At 65.1% G+C, this 25622-nt stretch carries 24 protein-coding genes; 17 read left to right on the plus strand and 7 right to left on the minus strand.

Annotated features, from left to right (window positions below; genetic code table 11):
• Positions 1 to 2: 2 nt before the first annotated feature.
• A complete protein-coding gene (locus BUB09_RS08410; protein WP_072896540.1) occupies positions 3 to 419 on the minus strand; it encodes a hypothetical protein in 417 nt (138 codons plus the stop codon).
• 169 nt (positions 420 to 588) lie between these two features.
• Here BUB09_RS08410 and pmbA point away from each other — a divergent pair, with 169 nt between their 5' ends.
• On the plus strand, positions 589 to 1944 hold the full coding sequence (pmbA, locus tag BUB09_RS08415; RefSeq protein ID WP_175550142.1) for a metalloprotease PmbA: 1356 nt from the start codon (positions 589 to 591) through the stop codon (positions 1942 to 1944).
• A gap of 18 nt (positions 1945 to 1962) precedes the next feature.
• Here pmbA and mgtE read toward each other — a convergent pair whose 3' ends face one another.
• Positions 1963 to 3309: a magnesium transporter gene (gene mgtE / locus BUB09_RS08420; RefSeq protein WP_245793194.1), complete on the minus strand. Its 1347-nt coding sequence runs from the start codon at positions 3307 to 3309 to the stop codon at positions 1963 to 1965.
• Between the two features lie 170 nt (positions 3310 to 3479).
• Here mgtE and BUB09_RS08425 point away from each other — a divergent pair, with 170 nt between their 5' ends.
• The 8 genes from BUB09_RS08425 (at position 3480) to rpoN (ending at position 15590) form a co-directional block, all read left to right on the plus strand.
• Complete coding sequence (locus BUB09_RS08425) at positions 3480 to 4388, plus strand: MerR family transcriptional regulator (RefSeq protein ID WP_072896544.1); 909 nt, start codon at positions 3480 to 3482, stop codon at positions 4386 to 4388.
• 148 nt (positions 4389 to 4536) lie between these two features.
• Complete coding sequence (locus BUB09_RS08430; RefSeq protein WP_072896546.1) at positions 4537 to 5265, plus strand: TetR/AcrR family transcriptional regulator; 729 nt, start codon at positions 4537 to 4539, stop codon at positions 5263 to 5265.
• Positions 5243 to 6619 (plus strand): TolC family outer membrane protein, encoded by a 1377-nt coding sequence (locus BUB09_RS08435; RefSeq protein ID WP_084083263.1) that lies wholly within the window; start codon positions 5243 to 5245, stop codon positions 6617 to 6619. Before BUB09_RS08430 ends, BUB09_RS08435 begins: the two co-directional genes overlap by 23 nt.
• Positions 6620 to 6679: 60 nt before the next feature.
• A complete protein-coding gene (locus BUB09_RS08440; RefSeq protein WP_072896549.1) occupies positions 6680 to 7843 on the plus strand; it encodes an efflux RND transporter periplasmic adaptor subunit in 1164 nt (387 codons plus the stop codon).
• 64 nt (positions 7844 to 7907) lie between these two features.
• Positions 7908 to 11042, plus strand: a complete 3135-nt coding sequence (locus BUB09_RS08445) for an efflux RND transporter permease subunit (protein ID WP_072896551.1) — start codon at positions 7908 to 7910, stop codon at positions 11040 to 11042.
• Between the two features lie 3 nt (positions 11043 to 11045).
• A complete protein-coding gene (locus BUB09_RS08450; protein WP_072896553.1) occupies positions 11046 to 12158 on the plus strand; it encodes a CaiB/BaiF CoA transferase family protein in 1113 nt (370 codons plus the stop codon).
• 485 nt (positions 12159 to 12643) lie between these two features.
• Positions 12644 to 14002 (plus strand): sigma-54-dependent transcriptional regulator, encoded by a 1359-nt coding sequence (locus tag BUB09_RS08460; protein ID WP_072896556.1) that lies wholly within the window; start codon positions 12644 to 12646, stop codon positions 14000 to 14002.
• Between the two features lie 106 nt (positions 14003 to 14108).
• Positions 14109 to 15590: an RNA polymerase factor sigma-54 gene (rpoN, locus tag BUB09_RS08465; RefSeq protein WP_175550143.1), complete on the plus strand. Its 1482-nt coding sequence runs from the start codon at positions 14109 to 14111 to the stop codon at positions 15588 to 15590.
• Positions 15591 to 15637: 47 nt separating this feature from the next.
• Here the strand turns inward: rpoN and BUB09_RS08470 are convergent, their stop codons facing one another.
• The 4 genes from BUB09_RS08470 to BUB09_RS17195 are packed head-to-tail and all read right to left on the minus strand — an operon-like array spanning position 15638 to position 17138.
• The gene (locus BUB09_RS08470; RefSeq protein WP_072896560.1) at positions 15638 to 15859 is read right to left on the minus strand and encodes a hypothetical protein; all 222 of its coding nucleotides are present in this window, start codon (positions 15857 to 15859) and stop codon (positions 15638 to 15640) included.
• Positions 15856 to 16296, minus strand: coding sequence for a YqjK-like family protein (locus tag BUB09_RS08475; RefSeq protein WP_072896561.1), 441 nt, complete (start codon positions 16294 to 16296; stop codon positions 15856 to 15858). Before BUB09_RS08475 ends, BUB09_RS08470 begins: the two co-directional genes overlap by 4 nt.
• Positions 16296 to 16787, minus strand: coding sequence for a phage holin family protein (locus BUB09_RS08480; protein WP_072896563.1), 492 nt, complete (start codon positions 16785 to 16787; stop codon positions 16296 to 16298). The genes BUB09_RS08475 and BUB09_RS08480 overlap by 1 nt, the downstream gene beginning before the upstream one ends.
• Before the next feature lie 12 nt (positions 16788 to 16799).
• Complete coding sequence (locus BUB09_RS17195) at positions 16800 to 17138, minus strand: ElaB/YgaM/YqjD family protein (protein WP_072896565.1); 339 nt, start codon at positions 17136 to 17138, stop codon at positions 16800 to 16802.
• 236 nt (positions 17139 to 17374) lie between these two features.
• Between BUB09_RS17195 and egtB the strand changes: the two genes are divergently transcribed.
• Genes egtB through BUB09_RS08500 form a run of 3 tightly spaced genes read left to right on the plus strand, consistent with a single transcriptional unit; the run spans position 17375 to position 19876 of the window.
• On the plus strand, positions 17375 to 18667 hold the full coding sequence (gene egtB, locus BUB09_RS08490; RefSeq protein ID WP_245793195.1) for an ergothioneine biosynthesis protein EgtB: 1293 nt from the start codon (positions 17375 to 17377) through the stop codon (positions 18665 to 18667).
• A 1-nt stretch (position 18668) separates the two neighbouring features.
• Entirely contained in the window at positions 18669 to 19646 is a 978-nt protein-coding gene (egtD, locus tag BUB09_RS08495; RefSeq protein ID WP_072896569.1) for an L-histidine N(alpha)-methyltransferase, read from the plus strand.
• 35 nt (positions 19647 to 19681) lie between these two features.
• Positions 19682 to 19876, plus strand: a complete 195-nt coding sequence (locus BUB09_RS08500) for a hypothetical protein (protein WP_072896706.1) — start codon at positions 19682 to 19684, stop codon at positions 19874 to 19876.
• Between the two features lie 9 nt (positions 19877 to 19885).
• On the opposite strand, the gene BUB09_RS08505 is transcribed toward BUB09_RS08500, so the two are convergent.
• On the minus strand, positions 19886 to 20110 hold the full coding sequence (locus BUB09_RS08505) for a hypothetical protein (RefSeq protein ID WP_072896570.1): 225 nt from the start codon (positions 20108 to 20110) through the stop codon (positions 19886 to 19888).
• 187 nt (positions 20111 to 20297) lie between these two features.
• Here BUB09_RS08505 and BUB09_RS08510 point away from each other — a divergent pair, with 187 nt between their 5' ends.
• From BUB09_RS08510 to BUB09_RS08530, 5 genes are all read left to right on the plus strand, one after another.
• A complete protein-coding gene (locus tag BUB09_RS08510) occupies positions 20298 to 21227 on the plus strand; it encodes a histone deacetylase family protein (RefSeq protein WP_072896708.1) in 930 nt (309 codons plus the stop codon).
• Positions 21224 to 23566, plus strand: coding sequence for a bifunctional acetate--CoA ligase family protein/GNAT family N-acetyltransferase (locus BUB09_RS08515; protein WP_072896572.1), 2343 nt, complete (start codon positions 21224 to 21226; stop codon positions 23564 to 23566). Before BUB09_RS08510 ends, BUB09_RS08515 begins: the two co-directional genes overlap by 4 nt.
• Positions 23567 to 23682: 116 nt before the next feature.
• Positions 23683 to 23883 (plus strand): hypothetical protein, encoded by a 201-nt coding sequence (locus tag BUB09_RS08520; RefSeq protein WP_072896574.1) that lies wholly within the window; start codon positions 23683 to 23685, stop codon positions 23881 to 23883.
• 20 nt (positions 23884 to 23903) lie between these two features.
• On the plus strand, positions 23904 to 24707 hold the full coding sequence (locus BUB09_RS08525) for a HEAT repeat domain-containing protein (protein WP_072896575.1): 804 nt from the start codon (positions 23904 to 23906) through the stop codon (positions 24705 to 24707).
• The gene (locus BUB09_RS08530) at positions 24707 to 25615 is read left to right on the plus strand and encodes a HEAT repeat domain-containing protein (protein WP_072896577.1); all 909 of its coding nucleotides are present in this window, start codon (positions 24707 to 24709) and stop codon (positions 25613 to 25615) included. Before BUB09_RS08525 ends, BUB09_RS08530 begins: the two co-directional genes overlap by 1 nt.
• Positions 25616 to 25622: the final 7 nt, after the last annotated feature.

Raw genomic sequence — 25622 nt, forward strand, 5'->3', positions numbered from 1 at the left:
ACCTACCGGGCGCGGTTGGCTTCGCGCTGGTCCTGCTTGCGATCCCGATTGCGTTCGCGCTGGTCCTTCTGATCCTGGCGCAGATCCTGGCGATCACGACGCGCGTCCTGGCGATCGTCGCGGGCATCGCGGGCGTTTTCCTGGCGATCATCGCGCGAGTCGCGCAGGTTCTCCCGACGATCGTTACGCGAGTCCTTGATGTTGTCCTGACGATCGCTGCGCGACTCCTGACGATGGTCCTGGCGTTCTTTGCGGATCGCAGTGTTCAGCTCGCGCCGTTCTTCGCGTTGCTCGGCTCGTGCGTTCTGCTGGGCGTTGCGCTGGCGTTGGCGGTCGGTTTCAGCATGTGCCGAGGTCGCGGTGATCAGCGTCAGCGTCGCAAGGGCGACAGCGCCGAGGAGTTGAGTGCGGGTCGTCATATCGTGTTCTTCCGTTGGAGTTGTCGTGGCGAGGGTTTCGCCGTACGGGCCATCCTTGGCTTGCGGTGTCATCGTGGGGCGCGAGCATAGCCGGATGCCGAACCCGTCGGTGGACGATGGGGCTGGTGGTAAGCTGCGAGGCTTCCGCTACCCCTCGAAACGAGCCGCCATGTCGCCTGCATTGACCTCCGCCGATGGCCTTCCGCTGACCGCCGATCTGGAGCCGCTGGTGCAGCGCGTGCTCGATGCGGCGCGGGCCGCCGGCGCGACGCAGGCCGAGGCCAGCCTGTCGCATTCACGCGGGCTGTCGGTCAGCGTGCGCAAGGGCGAGGTCGAGAGCCTGGAGTTCCAGCGCGATCGAGGCCTGTCGATGACGGTTTACTTCGGCCATCGCAAAGGCAGCGCGTCGACCGGCGATTTGTCGGACGGCGGCATCCGCCAGGCCGTCGAAGCCGCGTGCGCGATCGCGCGACTGACCGAGGAAGACCCGTTTTCCGGCTTGGCCGATGCCGCCCGATTGGCGACGCGCTTTCCTGATCTGCAACTCGATCATCCCTGGGACGTGACGGCCGATCAGGCGATCGAGCTGGCACGGGCTTGCGAGGCGGCAGCGCTGGCGACCGATGCGCGGATCACACAGAGCGAGGGTGCCGGGCTGTCGACGCAGCGCGGCGTGTCGATCTACGCCAATAGCCATGGCTTCGTCGGCCGCCGCAGTGGTACGCAGCATTCGCTGTCGTGCGCGGTGATTGCCGCCGAATCCAACGGCAACATGCAGCGCGACTACTGGTACGACGGCAATCGCAACGCAGCGCTGCTCGACGATGCCGCGGCGATCGGCCGCCGCGCCGGCGAGCGCACTGTGGCTCGGCTCGGCGCGCGGCGGCTGTCGACGCGTACCGCGCCGGTGCTGTTCGTGCCGCAAATGGCGCGAGGCGTATTCGGCCACTTAATCGGCGCTATTTCCGGCGCCGCGCTATACCGCCGCGCCAGCTTTCTGCTCGACCATCTCGACAAGCCGGTGTTTTCGCCGATCGTCACGCTGGAGCAGCAGCCGTTCATTCCCGGCGGGTCATCGAGCAGCGCCTTCGACCAGGAGGGCGTGGCCACGTCGCAGCGCGTGCTGGTCGAAGCGGGCGTGCTGCGCGGCTGGCTGCTCGGCAGCTATTCGGCGCGCAAGCTTGGGCTGGCCACCACCGGCAATGCGGGTGGCGTCTACAACCTGGTGGCGAGCCACGGCACGCAGGGCTTCGACGAGTTGATTCGCGACATGGGCGAGGGCTTGGTCGTCACCGAGTTGATGGGGCAGGGCGTCAACGGCGTCACCGGTGATTATTCGCGCGGCGCGGCGGGTTTCTGGGTCGAAAATGGCCAGATCGCGTATCCGGTCGAGAACGCCACCATCGCCGGCAATCTGCTGGACATCTACCAGCGCATCGTCGCCCTCGGTGCCGACGTCGATACGCGCGCCAACATCCGTTGTGGGTCGATGCTGGTCGAAGCGATGCAGATCGCTGGCGAATAGCGCGGGTAGCGTGGCGCGCTACAGCAGGATCAGCGTGCCCAGCCCGAGCAGGCAGAAGAATCCGCAGACGTCGGTGAACGTGGTCAGCACCACGCTGCCCGCCAGCGCCGGATCGATGCCCAGCTTCTTCAGCGTCACCGGCACGAACACGCCGACCAAGGCTGCGATCGCCTGATTGGTCAGCATCGCCAAGCCGACGACCAGCGCCAGCGACAGCCGGTCGAACCATAGGTAGGCGATCACGGCGACGACGACGGCCCACAGCAGGCCGTTCATCAGCGCCACCAGCAACTCCTTGCGCAGCAGCCATAGCGTGTTGCCGCCGCCGATCTGGTTCAGCGCATAGCCGCGGATCATCAGCGTCAGCGTCTGGCTGCCAGCGATGCCGCCCATGCTGGCCACCACTGGCATCAGCACCGCCAGTGCCACGATCTGGGTGATCGTGGCTTCGAACTGCCCGACAACGAACGAGGCGGCAAAGGCGGTCACCAGATTGATGCCCAACCACACGGCGCGGCGCCGGGCGGCTGGTCGGACCGGTGCGAACAAGTCTTCCTGCTCGGTCAGGCCGGCCATCGACATCCAGTCGTGCTGGGCGTCGGCGCGGATCACGTCGACCACGTCGTCGATCGTGATGCGCCCGACCAGCCGGCCGTCCTCGGGCGTCACCACCGGCGCCGACACCAGGTCGGAACTGTGGAAGCGCTGCGCCACGTCGCGCGCCTGCATCGTCACCGGCAAGGCCTCGCGCGAGCGGTCCATTACCTGCGCCACCAAGTGTTCCTCGGGCCGCGTCAGCAGCTTGTCCAGGCTCAGCGTGCCCAGATAGCCCCCGTAACGGTCGACGACGAACAGCGCGTCGGTGTGCGACGGCAGGTCGCCGCGCCGTCGCAAGTAGCGCTGAACCACGCCCAGCGATACGTCGGGACGCACGGTCACCGTGTCGGTGTTCATCAAGCCGCCGGCGCTGTCGGGCGAGAACGCCAGCACCGATTCCAGCCGCGTGCGGTCGTCAGCGTCGAGCGCCAGCATCACCTGCTGGGCGACGGTTTCGGGCAGGTGCTCGACGAAGTCGGCGAGGTCGTCGATGTCCAGCTCGCCAGCGGCCGCAACCAACTCGGCCGTGTCCATGTCGCGGATCAGGTTGCCGCGCACGCCTTCGGGCAAGTGCAGCAGCACCTCGCCGTCGTCGGCCGGGTCGACCATGTCCCAGACCAGCTTGCGCTCCGCCCACGGCAGCGCCGCCAGCAGATCGGCGATCTCGGCGGGGTTGAGCGCGGCCAGCGAGCGTTTGACCGGCAGCAGCCGGCCGCTGTCGAGCGCATTGCGCAAGCGGGCCAGACGCGATTCGGCAGTCGTTGCCATGAGCAGCATGGTCCTGTGGGGGTGGGGGTGCGACCGCCGGGCAGGATAGCGGCTGCCCCTGTATCGACCGTGAACCTGAAACCTGGCTTAAGCAAAAACCCTCGTGCAGGATCAAACTAGATTCAGCTAGACCTTGTCAGACTCCCGACAAAGTTTACGCACGAGGTCTCATGGACGACGACAAGAGCAAAAAGCTTATGGACAAGCTGCCGACCGATGTACCGCGCTGCCCGATCAATGTTGCCGCAAGGCGGTCGGGGCTTTCGGCCCACGTGATCCGGGCCTGGGAGCGCCGCTATTCGGCGATCACCCCCGACCGTACCAGCAAGGCTCGCCGGCTGTATTCCGACTGGGAAGTTCACCGCTTGGTCGTACTGCGCCAAGCAGTGGAACTGGGCCATCGCATCGGGGAGATTGCCCGGCTGCCGATTGAGGAGTTGCGCGCTCTGGTGGGCCGCGACGCGGTGCCCGGCGTCGAGGCGTCGCCGCGTATTCCGCTGCCCCGGTCGCGGCTGATCGAAGTCACGCTCGACGCGGTGCGTGCGTTCGACAGCGCCGGCTATGCGCAATCTTTGCTGCAGGCCACACGCACGATGACGGTGCCGGAGTTGTTCGACGACTTCGTGACCGCGCTGCTGGCCGAGATCCGTGCGCAGATCGCGGCCGGCGAAATGCGCGTCGCCCACGAGCGGTTCGCCTGGGCCTACCTTCGCGACTTTCTCGGCGACTTGCTGGCGAGCAGCGGCGCCGCGCCGTGGTCGTCGACGGCCGTCATATCGACCCCCGAGGGCGACCACCGCGAAGCAGCGGCCTTGATGGCCGCCGTCACGGCCAGCCGCGCCGGCTGGGATGTGGTCTACGCCGGGCCAGCAGTCCCGGTGGGCGAACTGGCTTACATCGTCCGCCAGCGGCACGCGGCCGTCGTCATCCTGGGCCTGCTGCCGGGCAGTACCGCACCGGCCGATCCGCCGCCGGCTCCCTGGGGTGCCGAGACCCAGTTGATGCTGTGCGGGCCTGGCCTGCCGCTCGGCAGCCAGCGTGAACTGCAGCAGCGTCTCGAGGACCTGCGCCGCCGTTAGCGTCGTCGTGCCCCCCGCTGTCGCCGTCGCCGTGACGGTCTGCGGGGGCACAGCGTCCGTGCCCGGCCGGGGGTTCGATAAACGATCATGGCTTGTGCTGTGCTTACAACGTGAACATAATTCAAAAAAAGAACAGGAAGCCGTCGCAGTGGGAACACGGGAGCGCCGCCAGCGGGAGTTGGGTCACCGGGAGCAGTTGATCCTGGAGACCGCGCGCGAGCTGATCCGCAGCGAGGGCTTGCTCAACCTGCAGATGGCGCGCATCGCCGAAAAGTGCGAGTACGCGGTCGGCACGCTGTATCAGCACTTCGCTTCCAAGGAAGACCTGCTGGTCGAGTTGACGCGCCAGGACACGGTCGAGCACGCGTCGATGATCGGCCGTCTGGCCGACTGGAAGGCAACGCCGCGCGAGCGCATCTTCGGTCTGGCCGCGGCCGACATGCTGTTCGTCCGCCGCCACCCCGATCACTTCCGGTTGGCGCAGTACGTTTTTTGCGAAGTGGTTTGGAACGCCGCGTCAGCCGAGCGCCGTCAGGCGGTGCTCGACGCCCAGGCGCCGATCGCCGAATTCGCTGCCGACATCGTCCGCGACGCGGTCACGGCCGGGCAGCTCGATCTGCGCGGCATGCCGCCCGAGCAAGCGGTGATCGGCCTGTGGTCGCTGGTCATCGGCATGCACAACCTGGTTCATGCCGAAGGCGTGATGCACCCGTTTCTGGTGCCCGATCCCTACCGGTTGATGTGTCGTCACATTCAAGCCTTGCTCAACGGGCAAGGTTGGCAGCCGCAGGTCGATCCGCTCGACGACGCGGCGCTCGATGCGCTGATTCAGAAAATCTTCACCGAGGTGTTCGATGAACATTGCAGTCCGGCCTGAGGCTCGGCGGCCCACGCTTTCACGCCATCGCGCCCGCGGCCTGTTGGCGCTGGCGATGGCAGCGGCGATGACCCCCGCACAGGCGATGACGCTGACCCAGGCCTATGAGGCGGCGCGCGCCCACGACCCGACGGCGGCCGTGTCCGACGCGCAGTACGCGGCGGATCGCGAAGCGGGCGTCATCGAGCGCGCCAACGTGCGTCCCAATCTCGGGCTGCAGGCCAGCGGCGCCTACGCCACGACCAAGTCCGTTGGCGTGTTCGGCCAGGCTCAAGATGAATACGGCACCTGGAGTGCGACGGCGCAACTGCGTCAGCCGCTGTTCCGGCTCGACTGGTTTGCGGTGGGCGACCGTGCCGATGCACTCGACAGTCAGGCCGAGCTAAACCTTCGCAACGCACGGCTCGATCTGCAGAGTCGCGTCGCGCAGCGCTACTTCAACGTGCTGATCGCCCAAGCCGCGCTCGACCAGGCCGAGGCTGAGGCTCGGGCGGTGACGCAGTCGCTGGACGACACGCGCAAGCGCTACGAAGTCGAACTGGTGCCTGGAACCGACCTCAAGGAGGCCATCGCGCGCCAGGATTTGTCGCAGGCATTGCGGGTGACCGCGCGGCGCAATCTCGAGAACGCGCGCGACGAGCTTGAGGAAACCACTGGCGACGGTCAGGCCGGCCTGCCGATGCTGCCGGACGACGTCAGCTTCCCGGCCTTGCAGCCGGCGACGGCCGAAGAATGGGTTGCCGCCGCGCGTGCATCGAGTCCGCGCATCGCCAGCGCGCGCATCCAGGCCGAGATCGCCCGGACTCGCGCCGAATCGACGCGCGCACAGGCGTACCCGACGCTGGACTTGGTCGGGACCGCTGGCCGTGATGACAACAGCCGTTTTTCGTTCGGGTCGCGCAACGACGACGCCCGTATCGGCGTCGAGCTGAACATGCCGATCTACGGCGGTGGCGCGATTCTGGCGGGCTTGAGGCAGGCCGATGCGCAGCAGCGCGCCGCGCAAGCCGAGTTCGAGCGGACCCAGCTGCAGATCGAACGCGAAACGCGCCAGCTGTTTCGCGCTGTCGAGACGGCGTATCTGCAAAACCGCGCCTACGAACGATCGGTATCGTCGGCCGACACCGCGCTTGCAGCCACTCGCAACGGCTACGACGCGGGTACGCGCACGATTACCGATGTGCTCGACGCGCAGAGTCGCCTGGTGCAGGCGCGCCGCGATCTGGCGACCACGCGCTACAACTTGTTGCTGAATCTGCTGCAGCTCAAGCAGATCGTCGGTCGTCTCAGCGAACGCGACTTCGCCGAGATCGACACGATGTTGACGATGCAGCCGGATGCGGCGCCGCGCTGAGCGCGTCGCGACCCGGTCCTGGATGTACCTCTTAACTAGCCGTCCTTCGGGAAAGCGGATATGAAACTCAGAATGGTGCTGATGCTGGTTGCCTGTTTCGTCGTCTTCGGTGCCGTGTTCGGCGCCAAGAGCTTCGGCAACAAGATGATGAACGAGTGCGTCAATGCGATGCCGACGCCACCGGCGGTGATCACGTCGGCTCGCAGCCAAGCCATGAGCTGGAATCGCAGCCTGGAGGCGATCGGCACGTTCACGCCGGTCAACGGCACCGATGTCACCGTCGAAGTCGGTGGCATCGTCACGGCGATCCACTTCGAGTCCGGGGCGCGTGTCGCCAAGGGCGCCCCGCTGTTGACGATGGATACCGCCAACGAACGCGCCGATCTGGCGCGCTTGCAGGCGCAGGCGGAATTGGCCGAACTCAATCGCGTCCGCCGCGAAAAGCTGTACAAGCTCGACGCGATTGCCAAGTCTGACTACGACGCTGCCGTCAGCGAGGCCAATGCCGCGCGAGCCGCCGTCGCCGCGCAAGCAGCGATGCTGGCCAAGAAGGACATTCGTGCGCCGTTTGCCGGTGTGCTCGGTATCCGCCGCGTGAACGTGGGTCAGTACATGCAACCCGGCACGGCGATCGTGTCGCTGCAGGCGCTCGATCCGATCGACATCGACTTCAGCCTGCCGGAACAGCAGACCGCAGCCGTACAGACCGGTTACACGGTGTCGATCAGCGTCGACGGTTTCGACGGCCAACGCTTCGAGGGCAAGGTGCTGGCGATCGAGCCGCGCATCGACCAAGGCACGCGCAATTTCATGGTCCGCGCGCGGGTCGCCAATCCGGAATACAAGCTGCGCGGCGGCCAGTTCGGCCGCGTCAGCCTGACCTTGCCGGGCGAGCAGAACGTGATCGCGGTGCCGCGCACGGCACTGAACTTCAGCTCGTACGGCACCTCGATCTTCGTCGTCGGGCCCAAGGCACCGCCACCGGCCGATGCGCCCAAGCCCTGCCCGGGCACCGAAGGCACGCCGACCGATATCGAGGTCGAGCAGCGCTTCGTCAAGCTCGGCGATACGCGTGGTGACTTCGTTGCCGTGGTCGACGGAATCAAGCCGGATGAAGAAGTCGCAACGGCGGGGCTGCTGAAGCTCGGCAACCACGCGCCGGTGATCATCGATAACAAGAACGCGTTGAAGAACGAGCTGCAGCCCAAGCCCAAGGAAGGCTGATCGGCGGCGCACCGCAGCATCCGTCACAGCCGCACGACCGGGTCGACCGGCGCAGGAACAAGCCATGAACTTTACCGACATCTTCATCAAGCGCCCGGTGCTGGCCACCGTGATCAGCCTGATCATCCTGCTGCTGGGTGCGCGCGCTGCATTCAATCTGAATGTTCGCGAATTCCCGTATCTGCAGAACGCACAGATCCAGGTCAGCGTTGCCTATCCAGGTGCCGATCCGACCTTGATCGAAGGCTTCATCACCACGCCGATGGAGCGCGAGATCTCGCAGGCGGGCGGTATCGACTTCATGACCTCGACCAGTGTGCAGGGGGCCAGCGTCATCACGGTCAATCTGCGCATGGACAAGGACCCGAACGAGGCCATGACCGAGATATCGGCCAAGGTCAACAAGCTGCGCAATCAGCTGCCCGAGGGCTCTGAAGATCCGATTATTGCGATCGCCGAGGCCGGTGGTACGGCGGCGATGTACATCTCGTTCTTCTCCGAGGTGCTCGACGACAGTCAAATCACCGACTACCTGCAGCGCGTCGTGCAACCCCAGCTCGCCGCAATTCCCGGCCTGGAAACCGCCGAGCTGCTCGGCGCGCGCGCCTACGCGATGCGCATCTGGCTCAAGCCCGACCGCCTGGCAGCGCACAACCTGACCGCCAGCGAAGTGTTTGCGCGCCTGCGCTCGCAGAACGTGCTGTCGGCCGTCGGCGAGACCAAGGGCAACCATGTCCGCATCGGCTTGTCGGCCAAAACCGATCTGCGCACCGCTGACGAGTTCCGCGACTTGGTCGTGCAGTCGGACGACCGTTCGGTCGTGCGCTTGGGTGACGTTGCCAATGTCGTGCTCGGCGCCGAGACCTACGATGGCTCGTCGATGTGGAACACGCGTCCCGCGATCTTCATCGGCATCAAGGTCCGGCCCGAGGCCAACGTCCTCGACGTCGTCAACGAGGTCAAAAAGATCTGGCCCGGCATCCTTCAGAACCTGCCGACCGGCCTGCAGGGCGAAATCGGCTACGACAGCTCGGAGTACATCCGCGAGTCGATCAGCGAAGTGCAGAAGACGCTGATTGAGGCCGTCATCATCGTCGTGCTGGTGATCTTCTTGTTCCTCGGCTCGATGCGCAATTCGTTGATCCCGGCGGTCACGGTGCCGTTGTCGCTGGTCGGTGCGCTGTTCCTGATGCTGGTGTTGGGCTTCACGATCAACTTGCTGACGCTGCTGGCGATGGTGCTGGCGATCGGCATGGTCGTCGACGACGCGATCATCGTCATGGAGAACGTGCATCGACATATCGAAGAAGGTCTGTCGCCGTTCGATGCCAGCATCAAAGGCGCGCGTGAGCTGGTCGGACCGGTGATCGCGATGACGATCACGCTGATGGCGGTGTATGCCCCGATCGGCTTCTTGTCCGGCATCACCGGCAAGCTGTTTACCGAGTTCGCGTTCACGCTGGCCGGTGCGGTGCTGATTTCGGGCATCGTCGCGCTGACACTGACGCCGATGATGTGCGCCAAGCTGCTCAAGCCCTCGCATGGGCCCGACGGCAAGGTCAACCGACTGCAGGTGTTCATCGATCAGCGCTTCGATCGCTGGCGCCTAGCGTTTCGCGCGCGTCTGCATGGCGCACTGCGCACGCGCTTGGTCATCGCCGTATTCGGTGCGATCGTGTTCGTGTCCTGCGGATTCTTGTTCGTATCGACGCCGGCCGAACTGGCACCGGAAGAAGACCTTGGCTTCGTGTTCGGCTTGGCCGAGACCGACGGCTACTCGTCGCAGGAGTACTTGAACCAGTACTTCGTCGATACGCAGAAAGCAGCGCTGTCGAATCCAGCCGTGGAGAACCTGTTCGCATTCACGATCGCCGGCACCGGCAGCACCAACCAGGGCTTTTTCGGCATGGTGCTCAAGCCGTGGAGCCAACGTGACCAGAGTGCCAAGGAGGTCGTCAACGACGTGACCGGCAAGGTCAACCAGATTGCCGCCGTGCGCGGCGCGGTGATCAACCCGCCATCACTGCCGACGCCCGGCCAAGGCTATCCGCTGGAGTTCGTCATCAAATCGACGGCTTCGCCGGAAACGCTGGCACAAGTCGGCGACCAGCTGGTCGCAGCCGGCTGGGTTTCGAAGAAGTTTTTCTTCGTCGCACCGCGTCTGCGGCTCGACCGTCCTGAGTCGGTGGTCGATATCGACCGTGACAAAGCCGCGCTGCTCGGTGTCGACATGTCGCAGTTGTCGGCCGATCTGTCCGCGCTGCTGGCGGGCGGCGAAGTCAACCGGTTCAACTACCAGAGTCGCTCGTACCGCGTGATCCAGCAGGTCCAGCGGGAGGCGCGTCTCGATCCGGCACAGCTCAGCGGCTACTACACGCGGGCGCGTGACGGATCGCTGGTGCCGATCTCGACGCTGGTGACGATCAGCGACCGCACGGTCGCACGCTCGATCGATCACTTTCAGCAGCTCAATGCCAACACGATCATCGCCGTGCCGCGCCCGGGCATCACGCAAGGTGAGGCGCTCAAGGTGTTCGAGGATGCAGCGCGTACGCTGCTGCCGGCCGGTGCTCAGGTTGATTACGCCGGGCCGTCGCGGCAGTTCAAGGCCGAAGGCTCGGCCTTGCTGGTGACGTTCGCGTTCGCGCTGATCGTGATCTATCTGGTGCTGGCCGCGCAGTTCGAGTCGTTCCGCGATCCGCTGATCATGCTGGTCACGGTGCCGATGTCGATCTGCGGGGCGCTGCTGTTCATCAATATCTTTGCCGTGACCAACGGCATGCAGATGACGCAGTTACCGGGTATGACGCTGAACATCTACACCCAGGTCGGCCTGATCACGCTGATCGGCGTGATCTCCAAGCACGGCATCCTGATCGTCGAGTTCGCCAACAAGCTGCAGGAGCAGGGCATGAGCAAGGCCGAGGCGATCGTCGAAGCCACCTCGATCCGTCTGCGGCCGGTGCTGATGACGACCGCGGCGCTGGTGATTGCGATGGTGCCGCTGCTGATGGCCTCGGGCCCCGGTGCGGCGTCGCGATTCTCGATGGGCCTGGTGATCGCCGCCGGCATGGGCATCGGCACGTTGTTCACGCTGTACGTGCTGCCGGCCATGTACCTGTATATCGGCCGCGACTACGCCAAGCTGCGCGAGCGCACTGCTGCGGCTGCCAACGCAACGTCCATTGCTGGAGCTTGATCGATGACCACCCTGAATCGTTTGCTGGCGGGCGTCCGCGTCGTTGATTTGTCGCGCTTGTTGCCAGGCCCTTACTGCTCGCTATTGCTGGCCCAGTACGGCGCCGAAGTGATCAAGGTCGAGGAGCCGCAAGGTGGCGACTACGCACGATCGCTGGAGCCGCAGCTGTTTCAGCTGGTCAATCGCGGCAAGCGCTCGGTGACGCTGGATCTGAAGAAGCCCGAAGACGTCGACGCATTCATGCGTCTATGTGATACCGCCGACGTCGTGCTGGAATCGTTCCGACCCGGCGTCATGGATCGTCTCGGCTGCGGCTATGACGCGCTGCGTGCGCGCAATCCGAAGCTGGTCTATGCGGCGCTGACCGGCTACGGCCAAACCGGTCCGATGCGTGACGACGCCAGTCACGACATCAATGCGCTGGCGATCTCGGGCGTGCTCGATCAGATCGGTGCCGCTGGGCAAGCGCCGGCGATGTCGAACGTGCCGATCGCCGATCTGGCCGGCGGTGCGCTGCATTGTGCGTCGGCGATCCTCGCGGCGGTCATCGGCGCGCGCAGCAGTGGCGTCGGTGCCTTCGTCGACAGTTCCTTGCTTGACGGCAGCTTCGCGTTGAACCTGATGGCGATGACCGCGATACGCGGCATCGGCAAGTCACGTCCGCGTGGCGCGGACATGCTCAGCGGTGGTCTAGCGCGCTACTCGGTCTACGAGTGCAGCGACGGTGGCTATATCGCACTCGGCGCGCTGGAGCCCAAGTTTTGGGCCGCCTTCTGCAAGGCCGTGCAGCGCCCTGATCTGATCGGCGATGGCACCTCGCCGCGCGCCGTTGCCGCCTTGGTCGAGTTGTTCAAGACGCAGAGCCGCGATCATTGGCAGGCCTTGTTGGCCGAGGCCGATTGCTGCGCTTGCGCCGTGCTGTCTCCGGAAGAGGCGATGCGCCACCCGCAGATCCTTGCACGCCGGATGGTCGATACCGTTGCCGGCAAGCCGGCACCTGCGTGTGCCGTGACGTTCGGCCACGCCGAGGTTCCCGTGTTGGCCGAAGCCCCGCGCTTGGGTGAAGGCAATGCCGAACTGCTGTCGGCGATCCGTTCGGATTCGATCGCGGGTTGAGTTGCTGATGCGGCGTATCGGCGCCGCGATGCCGCGTGCCGATAGCGACGATGGTCGGTACCGTCGGTGATGCCGACCACGCTGTCCGCTACCCATCAGCCGCTGAATTTGCGCAAAAAGAAGGGGCGGCAATCGAGGCCGCCCCTGAGCGGGGTTGGCAGCGTAGGGGTCAAGTACGCCACCAGGGGGTTCATCGATCAAAGCTGCGTACATGCATCGTGCCATGGTCTGAAACGCGGCTAAGTGCTTGTGTTGCGCCACTTGTTACAAATCGCGACGCTGCCATGGGCCTGCATCGTGCACGATCACGGCAGCTGCGCCTTTCGTTTTGCAGGTCGAGGCTGGCGGTGTGTCACCGGTGCTCGGCTGCTGTCTAAGCTGTGGCATCGCGACCGATGCCATCGCAGCGCCGATGCGCTGCGTACGGGTGCCATAATGAAACGCACCGATAAACACCACCAACAGCAAATGGAGTCGCTGAACTCATGAGTGTCGAGGTTGGGGGCGCGAACATCCTGTTGGTCGATGACGACGGCGGCATCTTGAGGCTCTTTCGGCGCTGTCTCGAAGGTGATGGCCACCGCGTCAGCACCGCTCGCACGGCGGCGGAAGCCGAGGCGGCGCTTGGACGCGCTGTTTTCGATTGCTGCGTGCTCGACCTCGACCTGGGCGAGGATTCCGGGCTCAAGCTGCTGCCGCAGCTGCGCGAGTGGGCGCCATGGATGCGCGTCATCATGGCCACTGCTACCGACGATGTCGGCACCGCGCTGCAGGCGATTCGAGTGGGTGCGTCCGATTACCTGGTCAAGCCATGCGACCCCAGCCAGCTGTCGCATGCGGTCGCGCAGCAAGTGGAAGCGCGACGCCTCGAACAGCGCGTGCAGGCCTTGGAAACCGACCGGCGCGATGGGCATGCCGATCTGCGCACGTCGAACCCTGCGCTGTCGGCGACGCTGGATATGAGCCGCCGCGTCGCCGATACCGACGCTACCTTGCTGGTGCTCGGCGAGAGCGGCACCGGTAAGACGATGTTGGCGCGTGCGATCCACGACATGAGTCCGAGGCGCGAAGCGGCGTTCGCGACCGTCAGCTGCCCCTCACTGTCGGCCGAGCTGCTGGCCAGCGAACTGTTCGGCCACGTACGCGGCGCGTTCACCGGTGCGACCGACAACCGCCAGGGCCGCGTACAGTTGGCCGAAGGCGGCACCTTGTTCCTCGACGAGATCGGCGATCTGCCGATGGCCTTGCAGCCCAAGCTGCTGCGTTTCCTGCAGGACCGTGAATACGAGCGTGTCGGTGATCCGCACACCCGCACGGCCAACGTGCGGGTCATTGCGGCGACCAATCAAGACCTGAAGAAGATGGTGGCCGAAGGCCGCTTCCGCGAAGATCTCTACTATCGGTTGAATGTCGTCACGCTGGAGTTGCCGGCGCTGCGTGAGCGTCGCGAAGACGTGCTGCCGATCGCCGAGAAGATCCTGCTGCAGCTCGCTGCTCGCTACGATCGGCCTGCGCGGCGTTTCAGCAAGGAAGCCGCGTCGTTGTTGAGCCTGCACGCGTGGCCCGGCAATCTACGCGAGTTGCGCAATGCGGTGGAGCGGGCGGTGATCATTTGCGACGGAATCACGATCGGCCCCGAGCACCTGCCGTTCGGGCGCATTGCGCCGAGCTCGGGTCAAGGCCTGCGCGCGGGTGACCCCATCAGCCTCGAAGAACTGGAGCGCGCCCACATCGAAGCCGTCGTTGCTAATACGTCGAGCCTCGAAGCAGCGGCCAAACTGCTGAAGATCGATAGCAGCACCCTGTATCGCAAACGCAAAGCGTATGACCAGAACGTCGATTAGACCGTCAGCACGGCTTCAGCCGTAGCCCCTCATCGTCACGCCGTCGCAAGGATGCGACCGCCAGCCAGCCGATCCGGCGGCGGCGAATACCAGGCAGGAGATGGTGGTGACTCAAGCAGTGACGCTCTATTGCGGCGCCCGGCAGCAGTTCGCGCTTTCGGCTCGACTGCAGCAGGCGATCCGTCTGTTGCAGATGTCGTCCGAACGCTTCGAACAGGAAGTTCAGCAAGCCTTGGTCAGCAATCCATTCTTGCGTGATACCCGGCTCGATGACGACCTCGCCGAGCCTAGTGACGAGCCGACATCAGCGGCGATGCCGGCCGATATCGACGTGCTCACGCCGATGCTCACCACGTATGACGGCGCGAGCCGCGATTGGGATCATGACGACCGGCCGATGACGACCCTGCCTGGGGATAACAGGTCATTGCATCAGGACGATCGTGCTGACGACGGCGACGATGCCGTGCAGAGACTGAGCCGGGCCGCCGGATTGCGCGAGCACTTGCGAGACCAAGCGTTGGCGTCGGCGCTACCGGTGCGCATCCATCTCGCATTGGAGATGCTGATCGACAGTATCGATGACGACGGCTACTTGCGTGACGACACGGCGCTGCTGGCAGCTTCGCTATCGGACGAGCTTGGATTGAAGCCAGCGCTGAGCCGGGCCGAGCTCGACACGGCCCACCACGCATTGCGAGGCTTCGAGCCGGCCGGTGTCGGTGCACGCGATCTGGTGGACTGTTTGTGCCTGCAGATCGATGCTTCGGATGCACCGCTGCCACGGCGCGAGCTCGCTCGACGCCTGCTATGCGACGGGCTGGATCTGCTGCTACGCCGTGATTTCGTTCAACTGCGGCAGCGCTTCGATCGCAGTCGAGTTGACCTTCTGGCGGCCTACGATTTGATCCGCCGTCTGGATCCGAAGCCGGGTGAGCGTTACTCAATCCCATCGGCGCAGATCGTGACGCCTGATGTAATCGTGCAGATCGAGCAAGGCCATCCTCAAGTCCGTTGCAACCCGGCGTTGCAAGCGCATGCGGCGCTCGATCGGCGCATGAGCGAGCTCTATCAAAGGGCCCGTCGTGGCGGAGACGGCGTCCCGCAGTTGGCTAGGCAACTGCAGGAAGCACGCTGGCTGTTGCGCAACATCGAACAGCGGTTCGTGACGATCCGGCGCGTCGCCGATGCGATCGTCGACCGTCAGCCGATGTTCTTCATCGATGGCGATGTGGCGCTGATGCCGCTGACGCTGAAGGACATCAGTGAAAGCCTCGGCTTGCATGAGTCGACCGTTTCGCGGGCCACGGCCAACAAATACATGCAGACGCCGCGTGGCATCGTGCATTTCAAGCACTTCTTCCAACGGCCGTTGGTCCAGCACGACGGCGGTATCCGCTCAGCCGCATCGGTGCGTGCACTGATGCAATCCTTGATCGACCGTGAGGACGCCAACGCGCCGCTGTCGGACGTCAGCCTCGCGGCGGTACTCGGACAGCGAGGCGTCAAGGTGGCGCGTCGCACCATCGCCAAGTACCGCACGATGATGCGCGTCCTGCCAGCCGACCTGCGTCGGCAGAAATCGTGACGGATTCGCGAGCCACGGCGGTAATCGGCGATTACCGCCGTTGTGCATCAATGGCGCGGCGGAAACTCGTTTTCGCTCGGCGGCAACGACAGATCGGGAGGCGCGATCTTGGTACCGGCATCGTGGCGCTCGGTGTCGTCAGGTGCCGATGCGAGCGGGTCGTTGCGATCGGCATCGGGTAGGTAGCCGAGCCGGCGCAGCATCGGTGTCGTCAGAATGCCGATCGAGATCAAAGCCATTGCGGTCTTGGTGGTGGTCCAGAATGTCATGTCGGATTCCCTCTGAAGGTTGGAGCAGGAGTATCGATTCGCGGTGTCGACGTCGCTGTCGTCGGCATTGCGGCCGTGACTTGATAGCTGCGCCACAAACGCCAGATGTCCAAGCCGGTGGCGATCATCAGCATCGGACGCAGCTTGCCTCTGCCGAAAACCGAGCGTGCCAGGCCCACGACCGCGAGCGCGGCAAAGGCATAGGGCAGCATCGGCAGTACGCTGCGTGCGGCATGCTCGACACGCGCAATGGAACGCAGCGGAGACCGCAGCACATCCGCAGCTAGAACCAGCTGCTGTCGGCTTTGGTCGAGTTGCGCAATTAGCACCGCGTCGTCGGACTGAACACGGATGCTCGGCCCGCCGGCGGCGCCGTTGCGCGGCGTATTCGGATCAACATCACCCGATCGAGATACAGGGGTGGGAGGTATCGTCATCAGCTTGCTCCGGTGGGTTGGTGCACATCGGTGGGCGATACCGGTCGATTTCGCTGTATCGTGGCAACGGCGTCGCGGGGGCGGGTCAGCACGGGTCCGAGCGTCGATGGCGCAGCATCGGGCTTGCTTTCGAACATCGTTCGGTCTTTGTCGAAAGCGTCGATCGATGCACTGAACGCCGCGCGCGTCGGCTGTCGCGGTCGACGCATCGCGCCCCAGGCCAGCATCGTGGCCACGGTAAACAGCAGCAGCAATGCGACGGCGGCATGCAAACGCCACGGCGTCTGCCAGAACGCGATCAGGACGACAACGCTAGCCAGCTGTAGACACAGCATCAGGCCGACGATGAACGCACTGGCGCGCGCCAGCATGCCGAGCAACCGTGACTGCTCCTGCCCGAGTTCGTGCTGCAGCAACTCGATCCGCGCGCGCCCGTATCGCAGCAAGGCGGTCGCCAGTCCGTGCAGACCGCCCTGAGCTTGGGGAGTCATCGTATGACTCGCCTAGCTGCGGCTGCTGCCGAGATGGCTGATAAACCCGATCGTCAAAGCGGCCAAGCAGACGATCGCAGCGGCTTGCCACGGCTTTTCGCGGGCATAGCGCACACTCGCATCCATCGCCAGGCGGCTGCGCTCCACTGCTGCATCACGCATCGGTCCGATCTGCGCTTTGACCTGCTCCAGGCTCTCATTGAGCTTGTGTCGCGCAAGGTCGACGCCTTCGTTCTTCAGCGAGGTCGTTGCCTGCAGCAGTTGTTCGGCGTGATCGACCAGCGACTGGAAGTCGCGGTTGAGGTTATCGCGTGCATGGCTGATGTCGGCGGTCGAGGACATGTTCTTCATGAGGTATCTCCTGTGGGCGGGCGATCGGGGTGGGCGCATCCGCAGGTTCCGTACCCGCGCTGATTGAAGCAGATGCACACCGTTCAACACCGGCAGCCTACGACGTGCCAATCGAACGCCAGCCGAACGGATTGCCGTCAAATCCGATTGAGCGGCGTCGAGTATCGCGAGGCATGGCGCTTGCTCACTGCTGCAACACAACACGCAGATCATCCACCTACCAACGGGAGAGCGGAATGCGACAGCAGGCAGAAGACGCGATCGTCGAAACACCGTCATGCACGTTGAGGCATATGCTGGCGGATGCGCTGGTTCGTATCCGGGCACAGAGCCGTCATGCCGTCGAGTCTCTGTCGAGCGAAGACGCGAGTGCGCAGAGCATGTGCGACACCAGCCCGGCCAAGTGGCACCTGGCCCACAGCAGCTGGTTCTTCGAGACGTTCGTGTTGCAGGCTTATTTGCCGCAATACAAGCCATTCGATGTGCGCTTCGACGCCTTGTTCAATTCGTACTATCAGCGTCATGCCCGCTGTATTGCGCAGCCGATCCTTCCGCGATCACAACGCGGCCTGTTGACGCGCCCTGGACTGCACGAGGTTATCGCGTACCGACGTCATGTCGATCAAGCACTGATCGATGCACTGCTGGGTGATCATGCGCTGCCCGATGCCTCTCTAGCGGTCATCGAGCTCGGCTTGCATCATGAGCAACAACATCAGGAGCTGATGCTGACCGACATCAAGCATCTGTTCTCGCTCAATCCCTTGCTGCCTGCCTATGCAGCGGCATCGCTGCGGTCAACGTCGCTACCGTTGCTGCAGTGGCGTCCGTTTGTCGGCGGCTTGGTCGAAGTCGGTCACGACGGTCGCGGCTTTGCATTCGACAATGAGTCGCCGCGCCATCGGCAGTGGCTGGCGCCTTTTGCATTGGCATCGCGCTGGGTCAGTAATGCCGAGTATCGTGCGTTTATCGACGATGGCGGCTATCGCGATCCGCAGTGGTGGCTGGCAGCGGGCTGGGCCACCGTCGAGGCGTCTCGCTGGAAGCGGCCGCTGTACTGGAGCACTGACCTTACGTGCGAGTTCACGCTATACGGCCTGCAGCCGCTCGATCCCGCGCGTCCGGTATCTCATATCAGCTACTACGAAGCGGATGCGTATGCGCGGTGGGCTGGCGCCAGGCTACCGACGGAAGCCGAGTGGGAGCATGCGGCAGCTGCATTACCGGTCGAAGGCCAGTTCATCGACACGGCTCCGTCGGAGTTGCATCCCTGCATGGATCATCCAGCCGCATCGATGTACGGATCGGTCTGGACATGGACCGCAAGCCCCTATGTCGGGTACGCCGGCTACCGAGCAGACCCTGGCGCGCTTGGCGAGTACAACGGCAAGTTCATGAGTGACCAGTGGGTGCTGCGCGGTGGCTCGTGCCTGTCGTCGAGTACGCATCTGCGTTGCAGCTACCGGAACTTCTTCGCTGCCGATGCGCGCTGGCAGGTCAGTGGTATCCGATTGGCACAGGGGCTCTGACATGGCGTTGGATCATCGCAAGCCTCGCGCCGATACCGGCGCGGTGATGGATGCGGAGTTGCTCGGCGTCGTCGTCGACGGGCTGTCGGCGGCGCAGAAGTGGCTACCGCCGAAGCTGTTCTACGACGAGATCGGATCGCGCTTGTTTGAACGCATCTGCGAGCAGCCGGAGTACTACATCCCGGCGGCCGAGCGCTGGCTGTTGAAGGCGCACGCCAACGCGCTGGCTCAGTACGGCGGCCCGGCTTGCGTGTTGATCGAGCCCGGTGCCGGCAGCGCAGAAAAATCCTTGTTGCTGCTTCAGGCGCTCGATCAGCCATTGGCCTATGTACCGGTCGAGATCTCGTCGACGGCGCTGGCCGGAAGCGTGGCGCGCGTTCGCGCCGCGATGCCGGATCTGCAGGTGCAACCACTATGCGCCGACTTCACTCGCGCATTTCAGTTGCCCAAGCTCGATTGGCGGCCGTGGACGCGGCGCATCGTGTTCATGCCGGGGTCGACGATCGGCAACTTCGCGCCGCATGAGGCGCGTTCGTTGATGGCCGATTGGCGCCGGCTGGCCGGACCGCGCGGTCTACTGGTGCTCGGCGTCGACCTGCTCAAGCCGCGTGAGGTGCTGGAGCCGGCGTATGACGATGCAGCCGGCGTCACGGCAGCGTTCAACTTGAATCTGCTGGCGCGGCTGAATCGGGAACTACAGGCGGACTTTGATCTGGACGCGTTCGCGCATCGTGCTTGGTTCAACCAGGCCGAGCGCCGCGTCGAGATGCACCTGGTCAGCCGCCGCGCTCAGCAGGTTCGGATCGGTACGCACAGCTTTAGCTGGACCCGCGGCGAGACGATCCACACTGAAAACTCATACAAATACACGCCGGCAGACTTCGCCGTGCTGGCGCTGGATGCCGGCTGGTTCCGCCGCGAGCTTTGGGTCGATCCACACGGCCGTTTCAGCTTGCAGTGCTTCGAGGCGCGGAGGTGAGTGAGTCGGTTCTGGCGTTGCTGCAATGGCCGGCGATGCTGGCCACGCTGACCGCTGCCTGGCTGGTGGCCTCGCAGCGGTCGGGGCGGCGCAGTGCCGGGTTCTGGATCTACCTGCTGAGCAATGCCTTGTGGACGGTCTGGGGCCTACAGATGCAGGCCTGGGCACTGGTGCTGTTGCAGTTCGGCTTGGCCGCGATGAACCTGCGGGGCGTGCGCAAGAACCAGTAGCCGGTGTTGTCAGTCGGGCTTGCGCGCCGGTCGGTCCGTGCGGTCACGTTCATTGCCGCTGTGCAGCTTGTCGGCACCGGGCTGCGCGCGCGTGCCGGTCCGTGACGGCGGATCACTGGCGGGAAACGAGTCGTAGGAGGCTTCATCGACCGGGTCCTGGGTATCGATGCTGGGTACCGGTGGGCGCTCCTGCGCCGTTGTCTTGCGCTGCTTGCGATCGAGGTCGTGCCTCATGGCGAATCTCCGGTTGGCGTTGATGCGATGGGCGTCGTCGCATTGAGGCATGCAGCCGCTGAACGCAGCATGGGCGCGCAGTCCGTTGACACGCGAAGGCTGCCGTCCGCTTGCTGACCGCGGTCATGCCCAAGCCGGCGGCTGCGTGCTTCAATGCGGGTGTCGTTCGCTATCCGTGGAGATCGTGATGAGCGCATTGCCCAGTTACTGGATTTCGCACAGCAGTTGTCGCCTGCACCGGATGGAGCCCGGGCACCCGGAATGCCCGGAACGGCTTGCCGCCGTCGAAGACCGCGTGATGGCGAGCGGGCTTGATCTGTTTCTGCATCGGCTCGATGCGCCGGCGGCGACCGCCGACGCGCTGCTGCGCGTGCATGGTGCCGAACATGTCGAATCGGTACTGCGCACTCGTCCGACCGAAGGGCTGGTGCATATCGACCCGGACACGTCGATGAATCCGCATACCGCCGACGCGGCGCTTCATGCCGCCGGTGCCGGCGTGTTGGCGGTAGATCTGCTGATGTCGCGGCGCGCTGGCTTTGTGTTCTGCAACGTGCGTCCGCCAGGGCATCACGCCGAGCGCAATCGGGCGATGGGATTCTGCTTCTTCAACAACATCGCAGTAGCCGCCGCCGAGGCGCTGTCGCGTGGGCTGTCGCGCGTGGCGATCCTCGACTTCGACGTGCACTACGGCAACGGCACGGCCGACATCTTCCGCAACGAGCCGCGCGTGCTGATGTGTTCGACGTATCAGCACCCGCTGTACCCGTACTGGGCCGGCGACGGCGATGCGCCGGGCTTGATCGACGCACCGCTCAGCGAAGGTGCCGGCAGCGATGAATACCGCGACGCGGTGACGCAGCACTGGTTGCCGGCACTCGACGAGTTTGCGCCTGAGATGCTGCTGGTGTCCGCCGGCTTCGATGCCCATCTGCGCGACCCGCTTGCCGGCCTGCGTCTAACCGACGACGACTATTACTGGACCGGGCAGCAGTTGCGCGATTTCGCTGCGCAGCGTTGCAGCGGCCGTGTTCTGGCGATGCTCGAAGGCGGCTATGACCCGCATGCGCTGTCGCGCTGCGTCGAGGCTTTCGTGCGGCCCTTCGTTGGCGCATGAGCGCGCAGAACCTCGAAGCGCTGCTGCACAGCCGCGCGGTGCTGGCCGTCGGCGAGCCAAGCTCGGCGCTGGAGCGCGGCTTGCTGCGGCGCTTGCAAGCCAGTGCCGATTCGGTGGTGATCGCCGATTCCTGGTGGTCGCTGCACGCGCATCTGCATCGTCGCGACGATGTGCCGCGGTTGGCCGTGGTGTTCGATGCCGCGTTGATCAGCGTCGATGTCGTCGACGCGCTCGGCGCATCGCACTGTCGCGGCGTGATCTGGACCAGCGCCGAGTCGATTCCCGACGCGGTGCTGCAAGCGGCGCGTCCGCATCGGCTGCGCTTCGTCGGACCGCGCTCGGCTGGCTTCTTTCTCGGCGGCGGCCTCAGCGCCGGCGAATTTCCGCCGGATGTGGCGGCGGGATCGCTGGCCTTGATTGCGCAATGGGGGTCGATCGCCGCCGCTGCGATCGATTGGGCGGCAGGTCGGGGCATCGGCTTTTCATGGGCCGTGACCACCGGTGCTGAGTCCGACGCCGACATCGCCGACTTTCTCGACGTTGCCGCCCTCGACCCTGCGACGCGCGCCGTCATCCTGCAACTCGGTGCCGTACGCGCCGGACGCAAGTTCATGTCGGCCGCGCGAGCCTGCGCGCGCTTGAAGCCGGTCGTCGTGCTGCAGAGTCGCGTCGGGGGTCGCGAAGCGCTCACCGGTACCGACCCGGTACGCACCGCCGCCTTCGCTCGCGCCGGCTTGGTCGAGTGTTCGACGCTCGACGGCTTGTTTGACGCACTGACGGCGCTGGCGCGGATACCAGCGCGGCCGCAAGTACGCGTGATCACCGTCGGCAATGGTGCCGGGCTGTGTGCGCTCGGTGTCGATGCGGTGTTGCGCCACGGATTGGCACTGGCGCACTGCGCACCGGCCACGGTCGACGCGATCGGCGCGCTGGCACCGCGCGCGCGTGCGCTGGAAGGCGCGATCGACGCCGGGCCGGTCGAGCCACAGGCCCTGGCCGATCTGTGCCGGCGTCTGATGGCCGATGACGGCGTCGACTACGTGCTGATGGTGCACAGCCCGCAGCTGGATTCGGCGCATCAGCTGTACGTCGACGCGCTGTTGGCCGCGCAACTCGGCCCCCGCTTGGTCACGGTGTGGCTGGGCCTGAAGACCGCGCTGGAAGCACGGCGTCGGTCCACCGACGCAGGCTTGGCCACGTTCGTCACGGCCGGGCAGGCCGCGCGTGCCCTGCGCTATCGCTGGTTGCACGGCCGCACCCGCGAGTTGCTGATGCAGACGCCACCACCGGTGGATCGCGAGCCGGTCGACCGGCTGGCTATGCAGCAGATGCTGCAAGCTGCCGCAGGGCGTGGTGATCATCAGCTGCCGACGCCGGCCGCCGACGAACTGCTGGCGCGCTACCGCCTGCCGCTGCGCACGCCGGCCGGCGCGATGGCGGCGCGGGGCTTCGAGCTGAGCATCGAGCGCCATCGCGAGATGGGCACGTATCTGAGCATCACCGCCGTCAGTGGCCTGCTGCGCTCGGACACCGGCATCGGCTTTGCGCCACTCGACGGTCTGTTGGCCCAGCGGATGATCGAGGCGATCAATCTGCCGCTGTCGGAGCGTGCGCAAGCGCCGCTGGCCGCCGCCTTGCTGTCACTGTCGCAGATCGCGCTGGATCAGCCTGCGGTGGCGCAACTGCGCCTGACGCTGGCGCTGGACGAGCGCGCGCAGCTGCACCGGATCGGAGATGCTTCGGTCGAGGTGGACCCGACGCCGCCGCTCGAGCGTCGGCGCCTGATCCTGGCGCCGTATCCGGACGTGCTGCAGAAGGTCGTGACGACCCGCGACGGCCGACGCTATCGATTGCGACCGATCCGCCCCGAAGACGAGCCGGCGCTGGTGACCTTGCTGGAACGGCTGCGTCCCGACGACGTCCGCCTGCGCTTTTTTGCCGCAATCCGCTACTTCTCGCACGAGATGGCAGCGCGTATGACGCAGATCGACTACGACCGCGAGTTGGTGCTGATCGCGCAGCCCGACGATGAGCCAGAGACGCTATGCGCGGTGGCGCATCTGGTCATCGATGCTTATGGCGAACGCGGCGAGTTTGCGTTGCTGGTGCACCACGACCACGCCGGTAGTGGCCTGGGGCGGCAGCTGATGAACGAGCTGATTGCCCACGGTCGCGCGCAGCAGTTGCAGCAGATCGTCGGCGATGTGCTGCGCCACAACCGGCCGATGCTGGCCTTGGCCGCGCACCTCGGCTTTACCGAAAAGCCGCATGACCAGGAGCCCGACTGTCGCCGGGTCGAGCTCGACCTGTCGCCCGGTGCCGCCGCGACCGGTTTGTAGGAGTGCTGTCGAAGCGATTCGCATCAGGGGACGTTGTTCGTTTGCCTTGGGCTCGTAAGCTGGACTGACGGCGCTGCTCGGCGCTGCCGGCCTCGCAACAGACCCAGGTGATCGCCATGGAAACCACTGTTTTGCGTCATCACGTTCTCGACCGTGCGCCGGTCGCCGAACCCATTGCCGCTGTGCGTCGCGCACCGCTGGAGATCGCGGCGCTCGAATACGACGTGGCCAGCGTCGGCGCCACCGAGCCGTCGCACGCCGAGGAGAATCAGGCGGCGTTCTATCTGGTGCATTACCGCTTGCCCGAAACCCACTGAGCCGGTCAGCGGCGCTGGCGATGCCGTCTTTGGACGACCTGATCGAGCGCATCGACCGGGATTTTGATCGCGAGCATCTGGCGTCTTTCTGGACGCTGGAACCGCTGCTGGCCGCATTTGTGCAGCGCCAGCATGCGGCGGCGCTGGTCAACCGCGAGCTGCAGCAGCTGTGCCGCGACCCGTCCTACATGGGCGACTGGCGACCCAACCAGCTGATGCTGCATCGCGGCCGGGGCTTCGCCTTGTCGATCTGGTGGTTCGAGCGCGAGCGCCGCTACCTGCACACGATGCCGTACCTGGGCTACTACGTGCCGCTCGGTCGTGATCCGCTGCGCTGCACCCGCTACGCCTTACCCGGCGCTTACGACAACGCGGTATTCGATCCGGGCTTGCGCATCGAGCGCATCGGTCGCCGCAACGTGCAGCCGCTGCAGATTCTGCCGCTGCACGGCGACCGCGACGTCTATGACTTTCATGTGGACCGACCGGTGCCGGTACTCAAGCTGACCACAGCTGCGTTTCACAGCCTCGAGTGGCTTTTCGACCGCGATACCGGCTACGCGGTACAGGCCAACGACAGCGAACTGAGCGCCACTCAGTTACGTATCGCTGCTTATCTGCTCGGGCAGTTGGGTGATGCGCAATCACTTGGGCCTTTGCAGGGCTTGCTGCGCCATCGCCATCACGCGGTGCGATGGGCGGCGATCCAAGGCTTGGGTCGGCTCGACGCCGACGCGGCCAGGGCCGCGCTGCGTCAGGCCGTACAGGACGAGCATCCGCATCTGCGTCGCGCCGCGCAGCGCACACTCGATGCTGCCAGCTGATGGCGCGCGTTCTGGATGTCGGCTGCGATCGGGTCGTGTCGATCGCCGAATTCGTCGAGCAGGTCGAGACCCAAGTCGACTTGCGCGACCTCGATAGCGTTGCCGCTGCCGCGCCGCTGCTGCGGGGTCTGGCCAACGATCGACGCTTGGTCGTCGACCGGCTCAACCGCCAGGTCGAACATCTGTTTCGCCGCGACACGGTCGCATCGGCGCAAGTGCTGTATCTGGGCGAGGGCCGTGATTTTTATCTGCGCGCCAACATCTGGCCGTCGCAGCACGAGATCGACAGCGGTCGGATGAGCCGCAACGCGTTTGCTTACCACTTGGCGCACGACCACAACTACAGCTTCATGACCGTCGGCTATCACGGCCCCGGTTATCGCACCGCGTTGTACGACTACGATCACGATCGTGTCAGCGGCTACATCGGCGAAACGGTCGACTTGCGCTATGTCGGTGAGCAGCACTTCGGGATGGGCATGGTGATGCTGTACGAAGCCAGCCGCGATGTGCACACCCAGCATCCGCCCGAGGCACTGAGCGTGACGTTGAACTGGATGATCGCGACGCCCGAAGTGCGGCTGCGCGACCAGTTCTTCTTTGATCTGGAGCGACGTCAGCTGATCGACTACCCGCTGGAGCTGGACGGCTCGCGTCGGATCTCGGTGCTGCGGATGGCAGGCGATATCGGCAACCCGGACACGCTGCAACTGCTGCACGACCTGGCGCTGACGCATCCGTGCCGGCGCACGCGTTTGGCTGCCTGCACCAGCTTTGCCCGCTTGGCGCCGGCATCAGAGGTGAGGGCCTTGTGGCAGCGTGCTTGCGATGATCCCGAGCCGATGGTGGCGCTCGCCGCACGCCGGCAACTGCAGGAGCCCGTCGACGCCGTCACGTCGATCGACTAGCCGCGCT

It is taken from the genome of Hydrocarboniphaga daqingensis, from assembly GCF_900129825.1.
Taxonomy (GTDB): Bacteria; Pseudomonadota; Gammaproteobacteria; order Nevskiales; family Nevskiaceae; genus Hydrocarboniphaga; species Hydrocarboniphaga daqingensis.